At 34.0% G+C, this 15,674-nt stretch carries 14 protein-coding genes and 1 other RNA gene; 3 read left to right on the top strand and 12 right to left on the bottom strand.

What is annotated here, in order from left to right:
* Positions 1 to 32: 32 nt before the first annotated feature.
* A complete protein-coding gene (gene uvrC, locus QY331_05320; GenBank protein ID WKZ70674.1) occupies positions 33 to 1,862 on the top strand; it encodes an excinuclease ABC subunit UvrC in 1,830 nt (609 codons plus the stop codon).
* Here the strand turns inward: uvrC and QY331_05315 are convergent.
* The gene (locus tag QY331_05315; GenBank protein WKZ70673.1) at positions 1,852 to 3,732 is read right to left on the bottom strand and encodes a Na+/H+ antiporter NhaC family protein; all 1,881 of its coding nucleotides are present in this window, start codon (positions 3,730 to 3,732) and stop codon (positions 1,852 to 1,854) included. The genes uvrC and QY331_05315 overlap by 11 nt on opposite strands.
* Before the next feature lie 91 nt (positions 3,733 to 3,823).
* On the opposite strand from QY331_05315, the gene QY331_05310 reads away from it, so the two are divergent.
* Together QY331_05310 and sixA are read left to right on the top strand one after the other, a co-directional pair.
* Positions 3,824 to 4,117 carry a hypothetical protein gene (locus tag QY331_05310; GenBank protein ID WKZ70672.1) on the top strand — a complete coding sequence of 98 codons (294 nt, stop codon included), beginning with the start codon at positions 3,824 to 3,826 and terminating at the stop codon, positions 4,115 to 4,117.
* Positions 4,117 to 4,581 carry a phosphohistidine phosphatase SixA gene (gene sixA / locus QY331_05305; GenBank protein WKZ70671.1) on the top strand — a complete coding sequence of 155 codons (465 nt, stop codon included), beginning with the start codon at positions 4,117 to 4,119 and terminating at the stop codon, positions 4,579 to 4,581. The genes QY331_05310 and sixA overlap by 1 nt, the downstream gene beginning before the upstream one ends.
* Here the strand turns inward: sixA and ffs are convergent.
* The 11 genes from ffs to QY331_05250 form a co-directional block, all read right to left on the bottom strand.
* Positions 4,581 to 4,678, bottom strand: an RNA gene (gene ffs, locus QY331_05300) — signal recognition particle sRNA small type. The genes sixA and ffs overlap by 1 nt on opposite strands.
* A 42-nt stretch (positions 4,679 to 4,720) precedes the next feature.
* The gene (locus QY331_05295; GenBank protein WKZ70670.1) at positions 4,721 to 5,737 is read right to left on the bottom strand and encodes a glycosyltransferase family 9 protein; all 1,017 of its coding nucleotides are present in this window, start codon (positions 5,735 to 5,737) and stop codon (positions 4,721 to 4,723) included.
* Entirely contained in the window at positions 5,737 to 6,864 is a 1,128-nt protein-coding gene (locus tag QY331_05290; GenBank protein ID WKZ70669.1) for a glycosyltransferase, read from the bottom strand. The genes QY331_05295 and QY331_05290 overlap by 1 nt, the downstream gene beginning before the upstream one ends.
* Before the next feature lie 4 nt (positions 6,865 to 6,868).
* Positions 6,869 to 7,831, bottom strand: a complete 963-nt coding sequence (locus QY331_05285; GenBank protein WKZ70668.1) for a GNAT family N-acetyltransferase — start codon at positions 7,829 to 7,831, stop codon at positions 6,869 to 6,871.
* Positions 7,832 to 7,894: 63 nt separating this feature from the next.
* A complete protein-coding gene (locus QY331_05280; protein WKZ70667.1) occupies positions 7,895 to 9,376 on the bottom strand; it encodes a glycosyltransferase family 39 protein in 1,482 nt (493 codons plus the stop codon).
* An 11-nt stretch (positions 9,377 to 9,387) separates the two neighbouring features.
* Complete coding sequence (locus tag QY331_05275) at positions 9,388 to 10,281, bottom strand: PorV/PorQ family protein (GenBank protein ID WKZ70666.1); 894 nt, start codon at positions 10,279 to 10,281, stop codon at positions 9,388 to 9,390.
* 9 nt (positions 10,282 to 10,290) lie between these two features.
* On the bottom strand, positions 10,291 to 11,268 hold the full coding sequence (locus QY331_05270; protein ID WKZ70665.1) for a hypothetical protein: 978 nt from the start codon (positions 11,266 to 11,268) through the stop codon (positions 10,291 to 10,293).
* An 8-nt stretch (positions 11,269 to 11,276) separates the two neighbouring features.
* A complete protein-coding gene (locus tag QY331_05265; protein ID WKZ70664.1) occupies positions 11,277 to 12,866 on the bottom strand; it encodes a hypothetical protein in 1,590 nt (529 codons plus the stop codon).
* A gap of 1 nt (position 12,867) precedes the next feature.
* Positions 12,868 to 13,665 carry a hypothetical protein gene (locus QY331_05260; GenBank protein WKZ70663.1) on the bottom strand — a complete coding sequence of 266 codons (798 nt, stop codon included), beginning with the start codon at positions 13,663 to 13,665 and terminating at the stop codon, positions 12,868 to 12,870.
* Positions 13,666 to 13,847: 182 nt separating this feature from the next.
* A complete protein-coding gene (locus QY331_05255; GenBank protein ID WKZ70662.1) occupies positions 13,848 to 14,849 on the bottom strand; it encodes a site-2 protease family protein in 1,002 nt (333 codons plus the stop codon).
* On the bottom strand, positions 14,849 to 15,673 hold the full coding sequence (locus QY331_05250; protein ID WKZ70661.1) for a DUF1207 domain-containing protein: 825 nt from the start codon (positions 15,671 to 15,673) through the stop codon (positions 14,849 to 14,851). The genes QY331_05255 and QY331_05250 overlap by 1 nt, the downstream gene beginning before the upstream one ends.
* Between the last annotated feature and the right edge of the window lies 1 nt (position 15,674).

Here is a 15,674-nt window from a genome sequence, read left to right as displayed (position 1 = left end):
GAACAATTTTTAGTTTATCGTTTATAGTAATTATGAATTCTCAATTAGAAAATAAACTCAGTAATCTCCCTACCGAACCGGGTGTTTATCAATTCAAGAATGATAAAGGGAAAATTATATACATCGGCAAAGCAAAAAATTTACGAAATAGAGTACGTTCATATTTTCACAGTTCGGTAGATTCGCCAAAAACTCAGATAATGGTTAACAAAGTTACCGATCTTGAGTTAATAATAACTTCTAGTGAAATGGAAGCTTTAATTCTAGAAAACAATCTAATTAAGCAATACAAACCTCGCTATAATGTTAATCTAAAAGACGATAAAACTTTCCCTTATATAAGAATCACAAATGAACCTTATCCACAAATTTATTCAACAAGAACAATTATAAGAGACGGTTCACAATACTTTGGTCCATACACCGATGTGAAAAGTATGAAAGCTTCATTAAGAATGATCAACAAGCTTTTCAAAATAAGAAGCTGCAAATATTGGATTGATGATGAGGTTATACGTCAGAAAAAAATAAAAGTATGCTTAGACTACCACATAAAAAAATGTGACGGACCTTGTGAAGGATTAATCTCTGAAAAAGATTATAATGTAATGGTTGACCAAGTAGTAAAACTACTTAGAGGTAAAACAACCGAACTAATCAACGAATTAAAAACAGAAATGGAAACGGCTTCAGCTGACCTTGAATTTGAAAAAGCAGCTTTAGTAAGAGATAAAATTGATCAACTAGAAGTTTATTCATCTAAACAGAAAATTGTTCTTCCAAATGCCGAAGACAAAGATATAATAAGTGCCGCAATTGAAGGAAAGGATGTTGCTTCGACAATATTAAATATCAGAAACGGAAGATTAGTCGGAAAACGTCAGCTTAATTTTTCATCCGAAAAAAGCGATGATTTACCTGAGATTTATAATGCGGTAATTAAATTTTACTACAATGAGTACGTAGATATCCCGAAAGAAATTATTTTGGAAAGTGAGCCAAATGATAAAGAAGCTTTAATTAATTGGTTGACCGAAAAAGCTCAGCATAAAGTAAGTTTTGTAGTACCGCAAAGGAAGAGCGAAGCTAAATCACTTTTACACATGTGTACGCAAAACGCAGTTTTGCAATTGAAAGAAATTCAATTGCAGAGAATGAAAAAAGAAGGAAATGTTCCTTATGTTCTATCCGCTTTGCAGCGCGATCTAAGATTAAAAACTCTTCCTCGTAAGATTGAATGTTTTGACATCTCGAATCTCCAAGGAACAGACACCGTCGCCAGCATGGTAGTATTCGTCGATGGGAAACCCAAGAAAAGTTTATACAGAAAATTTATAATTAGAGAAGTCCAAGGTCCGGATGATTTTGCAAGTATGCAAGAAGTTATTTCAAGAAGATACAAAAGAGTGCTCGAAGAAAAAGAACCATTACCAGATTTAATAATTGTTGACGGCGGTAAAGGACAATTAAGTTCGGCAGTAGAAATTCTAAATCAATTAGGAATTAAAGATCAACAAATAGTCGGACTCGCAAAAAGATTGGAAGAGGTTTTCTTCCCGGGCATTTCCGAATCACAAAGTATTCCTAAAACTTCCTCAAGTTTGAAATTGATTCAACACGTAAGAGATGAGGCCCATCGGTTTGCAATTACTTTTCATAGAAAAAGAAGAGACCAAAGAACACTGCAAACAGAACTTACCGAAATTCCCGGAATCGGAATTAAAGTTGCAGAAAAACTTCTTATTCATTTCGATAGCATTGATAGTATCAAGAATGCAACCACTGCGGAACTTGCCAATACAATTGGAAAATCAAAAGCGGAAGCGGTGAAGGAATTTTATGATAAAAAAACTACTCAGTAAGTTTTGCTTCCGGTACTCGCTTACCAAATAAAAACAATACACCAATAAGCACACCAAAAATTAAAACAAGTGATATATATGGACTTAATCCAAACGCAGTCGGAATATCACCAAGTACCATACAAACAATACCGACAAGAATTGCGTAAGGTAATTGTGTTTTAACATGATCGATATGATTACAATGTGAAGCCATAGAGCTTAAGATTGTTGTATCTGCAATTGGTGAACAATGATCTCCAAAAACCGAACCCGCTAAAACAGAACTTACAACACCATTAATAATTAACACGGTCTCAGAATTTGGAAGATGACTTACTTCAACCATTTTTGCAGCAAGTGGAATTACAATTGGCATAACAATCGCCATCGTTCCCCAGCTAGTACCGGTTGAAAAACTAATCAGCGCACATACTAAGAATACTAATACCGGTAGGAATCTAGGATCAATTGTATCGCTTAAAATTGAGATTAGATAATCAGCAGTTTTTAATTGATTTGTTATATCACTTATTCCCCATGCAAAGACTAGGATTATTGCAGCAAGAAGCATAGTCTGAACTCCGCCATGCCATGCTGTCATTGCATCATTCAGTTTTAGAATCTTCTGCCATGAACTCATAATTATTGCAACAATGCTAGCAGCAAAACTTGCCCATAAAAGTGAAGAATAAGAATCCGCATTACTTATAATATTTTGAACCGAATAATCATTGGTTCCAATTTCTTGCAGTGCAAGCATTCCGGTATAAACCATCCCGCCGATTGTTCCTAAAAGTATAATAAAAATTGGAATCACACCATTGAACCATCTTGCTTTATCACCGGAATAAAATACTTCATCCGATTCCTTAAGTCCGTCAATTTTTGCATCTTTCTCCGTCAAAGCCCCAGTTAATGCAGAACGTTTTTCTGCTTTGTACATTGGACCAAAATCTCGACGCATAACTGAAGTTAGAAATACAAAAAAGATTGCTGCAATTGGATAAAATCTATAGGGAATTGTTTGAAGAAATACATCGTACGCATTTGCATCGGAACCGATACTTTTTAATCCATCGTTTATTAATCCTAATTCATAACCAATCCAAGTACTGATTAAGACAATGCTTGCAATCGGAGCTGCAGTTGAGTCAACGATATAAGCTAATTTTTCTCTGGATATTTTAAGTTTATCCGTAATCGGGCGCATCATGTTACCGATGATCAATGAATTTGCATAATCGTCAAAGAAAACAACCATTCCCATCAACCAACTTGAGATTAATCCGGATTTAGAACTTTTAGCATATCTTGTAATTAAATTAGCAAGACCAGCAGTTCCGCCATTTTTAGAAATAACCCCGACCACACCTCCAATCAACAAAGTAAAGACGATTATGAACATATGATCAGGATCAATAAGCGAATTGATAATTATTGTATCCGTAAATCTCAGTAATGCAGTTAAAGGATTATAATCATATATAACAATTGCTCCAACGAATATTCCCGCTGCCAATGAAACTAAAACCTGTCTGAGAATTAATGCCAATAGAATTGCTAACAAAGGTGGGATAATACTTAACCAACCCGGAATCACTCTTACTTTTTTCGAAATCACTTCATCATTGGAAACAATAACTTCATAAGTGCCAGCATTTTGCAAAGTGAGCTTATAAACATGTTCCGAAGCGGTAACTGAAAACTCTTCAATTACTTTTTTATCCGAATCAAGAACGATGAGTTTCGAATGTGCAGAATCCGGTAAATTTTTTATTTGTATCGGGAATGATATTTTTGTGAGGGAAAACTTTGGAACTTCTATCTCTTGCGCATTTAGAAAGGAAAGCGAGACGATTAAAAAAAGTATGAAAGAAGTTTTTTTCAATATATATTCTTGCGCTTGAAATTGAATTACGGCTAAAATAAAATTGTTTTTAGAAATAGCAAAATGTTAAAATGATCGGAAAGGTTAAATTATGTATAAGATTTTATTAATGATAAAGGAAACAGCTAACGAGGAAATTTTAAATTCTTTACGAGATAATGTTTTAATCCATCTCGAAAAAGCATTAGACAGAAAAATACTCCTCGGAACTATTGACGGCGCAAAGCTAAATGATGATCCGTACAATAGAGTGTGCGAAATTGAATTCAGTTCAAAATATGAAATGGATAAATTGCTTGCATCGCCGGAAGGTAAATCGTTTAATAGAAACTTAACAAGTTATTTCCAACACATATCAATTTTCTTTATTGATTACGGTGAATAATGAATTTATATGTAGTCCGTCACGGTTATGCAGATAATACTTCTCCGGATTCACAACGAGCTTTAACAGATGAAGGGAGACAAAAATTAATTAAGATGATCCCGCAATGGAAATCATATATTCCAAAAATTGATATCATTTTTACATCGCCATACAAAAGAGCATATCAAACCGCTCAAGTCATTCATAAAGGGTTTAATGTAAAAGAAAAGTTGCTTGAAGATAATGAATTGCAACCAGGATTTATATCTTCAAATTTTATTGCGACTTTATCATCCTTAGAATATAAAGATATAATGATAGTCGGACACATGCCCGATGTATCGGATTTGGTTGCAGAATTAACATCTCCGATGTCATTCGGTTTTCCGTTTGCACCTGGTACATTAGCCGCAATTGAATTTGAGGGTAGAGTAAGAATTGGAGCCGGTAAACTAAAGTTATTTTTACCTGAGGGTAAATAAGATGCCGGGCTTTCCGATTACACGAGTTAAATACTTACCGCTGCTTCCTTCCGGACCTGACGGGGTTGGGTACTAAAACGTTAACCGGTGCCCGACGTGTAAAATTTATGGGATGTAAATATATAAAATTTGCTTACTCTTAGCTAATCTCAAGCATATCATAAATCGCATTAAATACGGATTCAATACTTATTCCCCCATCACCTTCAAATGTACACTTTTTGGGGTCACCGGGACATTTTGATTGACAATAATCTGCTGATGGTAGAATTACTTTTGATTCATTTCCAAGCGGTCCCCACAATTTTGGTGAGCATGCAGTCAAAGGACAAAACAATGAAACTGTTTTAACACCAAGCGCCGAACAAACATGCATTGGTCCGGTACTGCTTGAGACTAACAAATCAAAAATTGCCAACTCTCTCAATTCAATAATCCCAGATGTGATTACAACATTATTAATATTTCTAATTTCTTCAGGGATGTTGGGATCAGTTGCAACTATTTGAATTGAATCATCGCTCGACAGTTTTTCAATTAGTTTTGCATAAGAACTTGGGGTCCAATTCGGTGCTGAATTACCACTCGATGTATGGATTCCAATTAAATATTTTTTACCATTCAGTAACTCTAATCGTTTCTTCAGTATTTGTTTCTTCTCGGTATCTGTTAAGTATATCTTTGGTGACAAATCACCATTTTCAACCCCAATCTTTCTTGCCAAATCCATACAATAATCAGCTTCGTGTCTAAGTGGAGTATATTTATTTCTACTTACACTTTTAGTTCCAGTAATGAATTGATAAAACTTATGTCCGACCCCAACCCGGGTTTTTATACCTGAAAGAAATAACAAATAATTAATTCTTTCATTCGGTAGTAACATTAATGCGTGAGTGAATTTAAACTTTCTGATTTGTCCAATCCATTTGAACAAATTTTTCTTAGAACCCGAAAGAAATTCATCAGCAATAATAATTTCATCAACGTAGGGATTGTTAAAATAGATATCTTTTGTATAACTTCTTACCAAAACTGCAACAAAAGCATAGGGATAAGTTTTTTTGATTTCTCTTGGAATCGGGGTTGATAAAACAACATCACCAACTCGATCAGGTCTTGATATTAATATTCTATATTGCTTGCTTGATTTCATTAAAAATTTAACAGATGATCTTTAACATTGCTGAATTCGACATCCCAATTAAGTTCTTGCGCAGCCAAAGAGCAATTATTCTTATACACATTTAATTTTTCTTGATCATTTATCATTTCGTTAATCGCAGAATCAATTCTTTGACTTACCTCTAGATCAACAACTTTGCCCACGTTATATTTTTTAACAATATTTTTCATTTGCGGTAAGGCTGAAGAAATAACCGGCAATCCAGCCATTATGTACTCAAATAATTTATTTGGAAGTGCGTGATAATAACTAACACTTATATTTTCGATTAAACAAACACCGATATCACCGGCGGCAGTATAATTTATTAATTCTTCTTGCGGAATCGTACCTAAGAAAAAAACACGATCGGCGACGTTCATTTCCTCCGCATATTTTTGCCATCTCAATTTACGTTCACCATCACCTACCAAAACCAAAACTGAATTAGGAATATTATTAAGGTTGCTTATTACTAACTCAATTCCCCTACCGTCAATAAGAACTCCTTGGTACAATAATATTTTTACGTTTTCCGGAAGTGAAAGTTTTTTTCTCAAATCAACTTTATCGGTAACTCGAGTAAACTTTGGAATATTTCTAATTACCAAAGTGTTTTTTATTCCATAAAATTTATGAAGAAATTCCGAATCCATTTCGCCTGTTGTAAGGACTAAATCGACTTGGTGAATGAAAATTCTTTCAAGTGTTGTAAAAATTTTTTGAATGAATTTTCTGTTTCGAAGTCCGCCTAAAAACGCATAAAGTTCGCGACTGTTGTAATAAACTTTAGCATTGTTAAAATAACTTCTCAATTTTACGAACGGGAGTGAATATATTTCTTCGGCAAAATAAAGATCAGCTTTTGTTTTAAAGAGCTCTTTTAACAGAAGCAATTTAAAACTTGCATAGAAAAAGATTGAGAACTTTGTTTTGGTAAGTTTATAAACAACGGTTGATTCATCTCGATAAGTTTTGAAGTTTGGTGTAGTCCAATCGAATCCTATTACCTTTACATCGCAGAAATTATCTTCAAGAGATTTTTTAAGATTAGTAATACGTGAATCATGAAACGGATTACCAAGAAACGCGATGAATATCTGTTTCTTTTTACTCATTAAATTATAATTTGATGTGAAATGTATTTCTCATAACAGTTTTTGCATCAAACTTTTCTTTAAACTCAATCAGACCCAACGAGGGTGTCATAGGGTTTTCTGCCGAAGTATCTTGTGAGACACCAATATCAACATATTTATAACCCGATTCGGTTGCGTCTTTAACAACCTCGTACATTACCCGTTGAATAGGTTTGTATTTTTCATACTCATAGCGAAGCATATTATAAAAACACAAAGCTACGGTTTCATTTGGATAAAACATTACGGATCCGCCGATTGGTTTTCCTTCGGCATAGACCATAAACAATTTTAATCTATCCGGAAGAAGTTCAGTGAGTTTTATTAGGTCTTCTAATGAATGTGTTGGTTTTACACCGTGTCGAGCTTTGTTTTCAATTAGTATCGGGTAAAATTCATCATATTTATCATTGATTTCAACAGTAACACCTTCTTTAAAACTTTTTCGAATATTTCGTCTAATGGTTGCTTGAAATCTTTCAATAATATCAATGCCGGGATCAAGCTTTATCGCGCTTGAGATATAGTGTAGTTTATAAGAAAACCCAAGCCATAGAAGAGCAAAGTCAAGATTTTCATTTTGATATTTCTCATAAACCCTTGGAGCCGAAGTTAACTCAATTTCTTTTATTCCTTGCTTCTTTGCGTATTCAATCAATGCGGAAACCAATTCAAGTGCTTTATCAAATTTAAGATCGGGAGTTACAAGTGAACCATAGCTTGCACCAATCGGCGATTCAAATGAATCTCCCCTTCTTGCACCAGGTAGCACCGCAGCTAACTTACCGTTTTCAATAAACATCAAGTGATTAAAAGAAAATTTACCGGGAGTGTGATAATCAAAAAACTTTTGCATGTGGAACATCGTACCGTTATTTGAATTAAGTACAAATCTATCCCACTCTTCTTTCCATTCTTCGTTGTAAGGAATTATTTCAATAGCCATAAAAGTAGTTTTATTGTTTTAGTTTGTAAAAATAAAGAAATTTATCTCAATAACGAATTGATATCAGTATTCTACTTTTTGATAGATTTCGAATCCGGAGATTACCTCAATCAATTTGAATTTCTCGCTAAATAAATCTTGAAACAATTTGAACTCGTGTCCTTGTTTTTCAAGTTCATCAACAACACTTGGATTATAAATCACATAACTTTTAGGAGGGATATTCCTTTCATCCCGATCAAGATTACTGATACGCTTAGCTCTCCGTATATTTGGATAGCCATCGATTAAGTCAATGCCATACTTTGTGTGATGATCTGTAAAAATTATTTCTGTAGGATTGTCTGAAATGAAATTTTTGAATTCCTTCTTTTCAGAAATCCCGAAATACTTTTGATATTCTAATGACATAAATATTGAGGCAGCTACAAATAAAATTAAATAAATCGATTGCAGTCTGACATTAAACTTATTAATAAAAACGGACGCGAGAATAATCGCAGGAACAAATAACGGATATATATACCAACTCAATTTTAGATCTAATGGCTTATAACTTAACGGTGAAGTTGTAAATGCGGCTAATAAAATTGTCAACCCAAGAAACCAATAAACAATTTCTCTGTGTTCTCTATTCCTTAGCAAAATAAAAGATTGAATCAAAGCAAGAATCGGTACAAATAAATAAAATCTACGTAGAAAAATACTCGGTAAGTTTTCGATAAAGACTTGTCTTAAAATCCCCAACAAATATTCACTGTTTGTAAAATTACTTCCTAAGATTGTGTAAGGGAAAAAGTTATAGTATGTATAATTGTAATTTTCTTCCACTAATTGCAGACGATAAAAATAATTGCCGGTTTTAATTCCAGTAAAAATTCCTTCAACAATTAATATCGTCAGAGGAAGTGCCATACTTACTAGTAATCCCGGATCCAATTTCTTAGTTCTAATAAACTGATAAACAAACAAAAGCAGTAATAAAATTCCTACATAGTAAAAACTCATCTTCGCAAAAATTGAGATTGCAAAATACATCCCGGCAAAGAATGAGTATTTCAATACAGATTCTTTATAATATTTTATTAAATAATATATTCCAAAATTGATAAAGAAAGCTGTAATAAGATCAGCAAAATTAAGTGTGGCAAAAATTATATCTGTTGGGAAAAATGCTAAAAGGAATACAGCAGTCAACGCTATTTTTTCATTGAATAACTCTTTCGCAATTCCATAAATTATAGGCAGACTAAGAATAGAAAATAAAAATGGAAATAAGATTGATCCAATTTCATTTTCGCCCAAGATAATAAAACCAACCGCTGTGAGAACTGTGACAAGCTTTCTTGCTAAATGAATCGGATAACCTATAAAATCAGATGGATAATTACCTTCTAAAAATGAAATTGCTAATTGAGAATAGTATGAATCATCCGAAAAAACATGTCCCATAAAAAAAATAATCCTTACTGAAGCAGCAAGGATTATAATTATGGGAAGTAAATATTTAGGTTGGTTAAGCCGTTCGATAAAATCTTTGTTCAATTTATCACAAATTAGAAAGTGTACATTAATGAAATAATATGAGAATCTCCTAAACCATAATCATAAGGTACGAATGCATAATCAAAATTAATTCCGTTCCAGAGTAATCCTAAACCTGCTGTCAATCCTTTTGATTCATAACCACTCATATATCCACCGCGGAGTGCTATTAAATTATCATAAAATATTTCAGCACCTACGTGTAAATGTGTGTCTTCTGATTTTGTATATTTTTGCATACCACCGGTTAGTGTTATATCCGATTGAATTGAGGTAAGCGGAAAGTTATAGGCGGCTCCGATTCTTAAATCAGTAGGCAATTCAGTTTCAACATTTCGTAATTTTTCCATTGAACCCATGTTTCTGTAAGAAAGTCCGAGGTCCAACCCCTCAATAATATTTTTATAACTAACTCCAAGATCGAAACCTAAACCACTTGCGTCATCCGAAAAAAGATTTTCATACAGGTATTTTACGGTCATACCAAATGATAATTTTTCGTATAAATAAAACCCGGTTGATAGACTTGCATTAAAAAAGTGTACATTAAAAGTTGATTCGGGTTCACCCGGTCTTGTTCTCATTTCAAAACCGGAAACTGATGTTGTATTTAAACCGAAAGCAAAAGGCAGTCCGAATAAAGGAAAACTCGCACCTAACATCTGTCCCGAAACATCTTGCATTAACTGGTTATGCGAAAAAGTTAATTGAGGTGAAACATAATCAGCAAGTAAAGCCGGATTATAATAAAGAGCACTAACATCGTGTGCCGATGCAACTCCGAGATCACCCATTGCAATATTTCTTGCATTAAATCCGGATTTAAGAAATGAAAGTCCCGACGATCCGGCTGATTGTGCAAAAATTGAAGTAGCAAAAATTAATGTGAATAGTATTTTTTTCATAAGTCCAAGTTAAAAATTAAAATTAAGTCCAACAATATGTTGATCATGCGATGAATAAGGTTCAACCGCAAAAGCATAGTTAATTCCTACAACTGCAAAATTTAAATCATGGAAATAGGTAAACCCAACTGCGGGTCTAACCGGAATATCAAAGTTACCTATATCAATTCGATCGACCCCACCGCGGAAATAAAGGTTTTCGTAAATATTATATTCTGCACCAATTCTGATAGAGTTTGATTCCGCATTACTGTTTTCAAATTCGATTGATGCAATTAAATTAGGATTAGAGAATTTGTAAGCTATACCAATTTTCTTTAGAACGGGAAATTTATCTGTGGTAGTGGTTCCACTTGCTCCGTAAAGTTCCGAACTATCCCATTCATATTTACTATTGATATCGGAAATCATTAACGAAATAGTAATATTCTCATTTAATAGATACAGAGCCCCGATATCAAAGCCTAAACTAGAGGCTGTTACATTTTCATACAATTTGTAGTAGTAAAATTTAAAAGCAACACCAATCGCAAATTTTTCTGAGAATCGATTTGACAAACCAAGAAAGAATTGATTTTCACTCGTTGATAGCGGATCATATTGTTTGCCTTGACTGTCGCGTGCATCGATATCACTTACACCGGCATTAATAATTCCCACTGTAATACCGGGTGTTGCTTTCTTATCCTCACCACTTCCAAACCTTCTTGTGAAGTTTAGAAAGTTCAAACTTCTATCCAAAGAAAGGAATGAATAAGATGTATGAAATGAATTCCCTTCTTGAAAAGAACTTAATGCAGGATTGTAATAAGAATTTAATTCTCCGATTGTTACAGCCGACATAGCATTACCCATTCCTATTCCGCGTGCACCAAATCCCATTCGTGAAAATGCTCCGGCTTTACTTGAAATTCCGCTGAATTCCGGTTGAGCATTTAAAGAAACTACAAGCAACAAAGTAATGAATGTAATTATAAATTTTTTCAAAGTTTCCTCTACATTAATACCATAATTTTACCATAAACAGGATAACCGGAACCAACATCAATCCTATAAAAATACACACCATTAGGTACTAAACTTCCGTTTTCATCTCTGCCATCCCAAGAATCTTTCTGTTCCGAATTTCCGCCGATTCTTGGTGCATTTTGAATTACAGTTCTAACTAAGTTCATTCCAAAATCGAAAATTCTGATAGTCACTTCAGCATCATTTGAGCCAATTGAATATAAAATCGTTACACGTTCGTTGTTAGGAGAAAAGGGGTTCGGATAAGCGTATGCCTCGGTTTCTGAAGTTAATTGCTGTGAAGCGATGTAAACAGTCCAAGTTCCATCCCAAAAAGCTGTCGGTGTTTCATTGATTTTTGCGAGTCCGTTTAATGAACCAAGCCAGATATCCGTAGTGAAATCATTTAAATATTTTGTTTCAACTGCACGATATTGAGTAACAGGCAACGCAACTCCGGTTTGTGAATCTATCGGATTGGGATTCGTCAACCAAGTTACTCCTGAATTACTTGATCGAAGAACACCTTCCTCTGTAGCTATTAAAACTTCTGAATCCGTTATTGATTGTCCAGCATATGTATATTTAAAACCAAAATCATGAGCGCGTGAATTCGGTAAATAAGTTTCCCATGTTTCGCCACCATCGGAAGATGAACTCACTCCCCAATATTCTGCAAGATCAACTGCTTTCCAACTTGCTGCCCAAACAGTGTTTGTATGATAGTCATAATCAAGTTCGACAATAAAATTTCCGCTTATTGGATTAGGTTGATTCTGATGATTAAATTTTTTCCAGCTTATTCCGCCGTCGGTTGATTTATTTAATCCGCCGGATGTTCCGACATAAATTAAATCGTCGTTTACAACCTTGATCGAGAATACACGATGATTAAGATTTTCTTCGAAACCAAGAGCGCCCGAGCTTGGAGATAAATCAAAATTTAGAGTATCATCGGGATGAATTTCATCGAGATAATCTGGTGGTAAAACAACACGCTGCCAGGTTTGTCCCATGTCTGTGCTTTTTCTCAAACCACCTGCGAAGCAAGCAATCCAAACAGCATCGGAAGTAAAATCAATATCATAAGGCATATTATTTACTGCAACTGTTATAGGAAGAGCGCCAAGTCTATTGTCCCCATACATGATTACAGTATCCGCTTGTGAATCAACGGGTTGAGGAATTACAGTCCATGAATTCCCTTGATCGGTTGAATAACGAAGTCCAGCCCCTTCAACTAAATTTTCCCCAAATATTTCAGTAAAATCCCATGTTCCGGCCCAAATTGTTCCATTGTGATAACCAACTTTTGACACTTTTTTAATTCCGAAATCAGGAGTTTGATAATAGTTTGTCCAGTTGGCGCCATTATCAACTGACTTACTTAATCCTCTTGAAGTGCCAAGCCAAACAACTCCGTTGTCATCAATTAATACATCTTCGATAGTATTACTTGCAGGTGTCACGGCAGATATTTTATCGGCTTTATTTTTCTCTAAGGAAAAATTATATGGCAAGGATTGCGAAAATAAATAACCGGTTAAGAGAAATATTATTAATAAGATTTTTTTCATTTTATTTCACAGTTAGAATGTGAATGATTTTGTTACTTACGGCACCAACTCTATCTTCAGCTGTTAATTCAAACCGATATTCACCAGTATTAAATGAAGCTGGGAATGTTAAGCCAACTGAAAATGTCCCATCACTTGCTGTGACATCACCACCTGTTAAACCGTCATCAAACATCGGGAATTTGGTGATACCTTGAGAATTTTGTAATTGGTTACCGTCAGGATCAAAGACCTCGTAATAGACTCTGGAAATATCTATATATCCATTCTCATCTAAGACATCAATAGTAAAAATGAATTGTTCATTTAATGCGACAGTATCTGGAAATATTAAATTACTAATAATAGGTGCAGAATTTTGCTGTCCGCTTAAGAATTGAAAATTATGTGAAGCAACTTTTTTAACCTTGCCGTTTCCAGCGGTAATGTTATCCTCAACAAAAAACTCTAAGACATACTGACCGGTAGGAATTCCTTTACCTAAAATTGTATTTCCGGAAAATGAAGCGACATCGTTATTTGATGAACCTTTGGATAAATAAACATTCTGGGTGATTGTACTTGATGCATTCACGGTTAAAACATTAAACCAAACTCTGGAGATAGTAGAAGAATTTGTGAAAGAAAGTGTAACGCTTAACGTTGAATCCTGATCATTATAAATAAATTGAGCGGGAGCCGATATTGATACAAGCTGATAATCGACATCTGCTGTATCAATCACTTCGGTGGGAATACTATCACACGCTGCGAACATAAACACAATCAAAATGACCAACAGAATTAAAGATTTTTTCATAAGATTTTTTCCAAAAAAAAAGGAATCATTTTTAAAGAACCTACTGCGTAAATTTCTGATAATAAAAAACCCTATTTGAATAAATCAGAAATACAGTAGAAATTCTCTATAAATGATCCCCTAAATTGATGATCAAAAGTAACTATTTCCGAATTAAATTGTCAAGTCAATATTAAATATCATTAAAAAGACACAATAAAGGGTGTTGGAGAAAAAGATAATAACAAAACAAATAAACTGATATAACCAAGCATCATTCGTTTTGAATCAAGTTTCTCAAAAGTCTGAACAGGCGGATGTTTTACTTTTATAAAAAAGTAAAGTACAAATCCCCAGAACAACCAACCAGTCCAGCCAATATTATAATTAAGTTCAAGAAGTGAATCCATTAACCCAATAGCCCCGAATCCAAATAAGAACAACATGGAAATACTTGCAATTACTTCATGAATTTTTTCACCGAACATACTGTAAACAATATGTCCGCCATCTAGTTGTCCGACTGGAATCATGTTCATCGCTGTAACAAATAAACCAAACCAACCTACGCATAAAAATGGATAGTGATAAATTTCAGTCATCGGAGGTATAAAATCACCGGGTGAAGTTAATAGTTCTCTTAAAAGAGAAAATAATATTGTATCGCCAAAAGTCAGACTTAAACTTCCTTCACCGTATTCCGGTGAGAAATAATCGGGATGAATTTGTAAAATATATTCTTCACCCGGAAGATTTATAAATCCATAAACAAGCAGTGCAATGCAGGCAACAAATCCGGATAAAGGTCCGGCAACGCCAATATCAAACATAGCCTTATTATTTAAAACTGGAGTTTTTGTTTTAATAACAGCACCAAGTGTTCCAAAGTTGAAAAAGCCGGGAATTGGAGGAAATGGGATAAAAAATGGTAAAGTTGCTTTTACTTTATGATAGACTGCAGCAAAGTAATGCCCAAATTCATGAAAGCTCAACATGAACAAAACCGATAAAGAGTAAGGCAATCCTTTCGTCAGAACTTCAAACTCGTATGGACCCATTGTTCCGGTTGTCCACTCAACTCCGGCGATTGTTGCAGTAATAAAAGTAATTAAGAACAAACCAATGTGAAGAAGATAGTTTTGTTTGTGTTTCTTAATTAAAATATTTTCAAACAACGAAGAATTATATGTTTTTTGATCTTCCATTATAAGTCTAAGTTTATTCCAACAGCAGTATATTGTTTCGAGTAGTCAAAATACTCTCCGTGAACACTTTTCCCGGAATAGTAATGAAAATATATACTCAAACCTTTTCCATTAGCTTTACCAAACTTTATACCAGCATTTAAAGAATTGTTTCCTACATATTTATCTAAGTTTGCCAATCTGAAATCGTATGCAATAAAAGGTGTAAAGTTTTCTCCAAATAAGTTATCCGCAAAATAGTCGAATCCAATTTGATAAATATCTTTGCCCAATTCATTGGGAGTAATATTTATTAAATATGTAAAACCCATATAAACTCTTAGATCATCCAAAGATACATAGGGCATTATTTCAACAAATTCTCGACTGTAAACTCTAGGGTTTCTACCATCTCTCCAACTTTGAGTTTCATGACTATAGTGTCCATCAACAAAGTGAGCACTGATATGGCTTAATCTCAACCGCGCTCCGTATTCAAAATCTTTATTTATATTTTTATAACCGGCATTAATCCCGAACAAATAATCAACGGCATCAACCGGGAAGTGAAAATCAGTTTCACCTCGCAATAAAGTGTATGTGAAAAGATCAGCCCCGAAGGATACTATCTCATTTTCAGAAATTGAATATCTTACAACATCGATTGAATTACCAATATCTAAACGTAATTCATTATTGCCGACTTGAAATAAGAAACCAAGTTTCGGTTCAATAATGTTTGCTGTAAATGGTTGGATTAAAAGATCATCCGGAAAAATTTCAAATCTACTTTGAGAGAAAAATACTTGTGCGGTTATACTTAGTAACAGAATCAACCTTTTCATA

The organism is Melioribacteraceae bacterium, assembly GCA_030584085.1.
In the GTDB taxonomy this organism is placed as follows: Bacteria; Bacteroidota; Ignavibacteria; order Ignavibacteriales; family Melioribacteraceae; genus SURF-28.
This window is presented reverse-complemented; position numbering and strand designations above follow the sequence as displayed.

Coding starts and splice junctions, on each gene's coding strand:
- QY331_05290 (WKZ70669.1), bottom strand. CDS start 6,864: ATGAGTAAAAAGAAACAGATATTCATCGCGTTTCTTGGTAATCCGTTT.
- sixA (WKZ70671.1), top strand. CDS start 4,117: ATGAATTTATATGTAGTCCGTCACGGTTATGCAGATAATACTTCTCCG.
- QY331_05260 (WKZ70663.1), bottom strand. CDS start 13,665: ATGAAAAAATCTTTAATTCTGTTGGTCATTTTGATTGTGTTTATGTTC.
- QY331_05255 (WKZ70662.1), bottom strand. CDS start 14,849: ATGGAAGATCAAAAAACATATAATTCTTCGTTGTTTGAAAATATTTTA.
- QY331_05285 (WKZ70668.1), bottom strand. CDS start 7,831: ATGGCTATTGAAATAATTCCTTACAACGAAGAATGGAAAGAAGAGTGG.
- QY331_05310 (WKZ70672.1), top strand. CDS start 3,824: ATGTATAAGATTTTATTAATGATAAAGGAAACAGCTAACGAGGAAATT.
- QY331_05295 (WKZ70670.1), bottom strand. CDS start 5,737: ATGAAATCAAGCAAGCAATATAGAATATTAATATCAAGACCTGATCGA.
- uvrC (WKZ70674.1), top strand. CDS start 33: ATGAATTCTCAATTAGAAAATAAACTCAGTAATCTCCCTACCGAACCG.
- QY331_05265 (WKZ70664.1), bottom strand. CDS start 12,866: ATGAAAAAAATCTTATTAATAATATTTCTCTTAACCGGTTATTTATTT.
- QY331_05250 (WKZ70661.1), bottom strand. CDS start 15,673: ATGAAAAGGTTGATTCTGTTACTAAGTATAACCGCACAAGTATTTTTC.
- QY331_05275 (WKZ70666.1), bottom strand. CDS start 10,281: ATGAAAAAAATACTATTCACATTAATTTTTGCTACTTCAATTTTTGCA.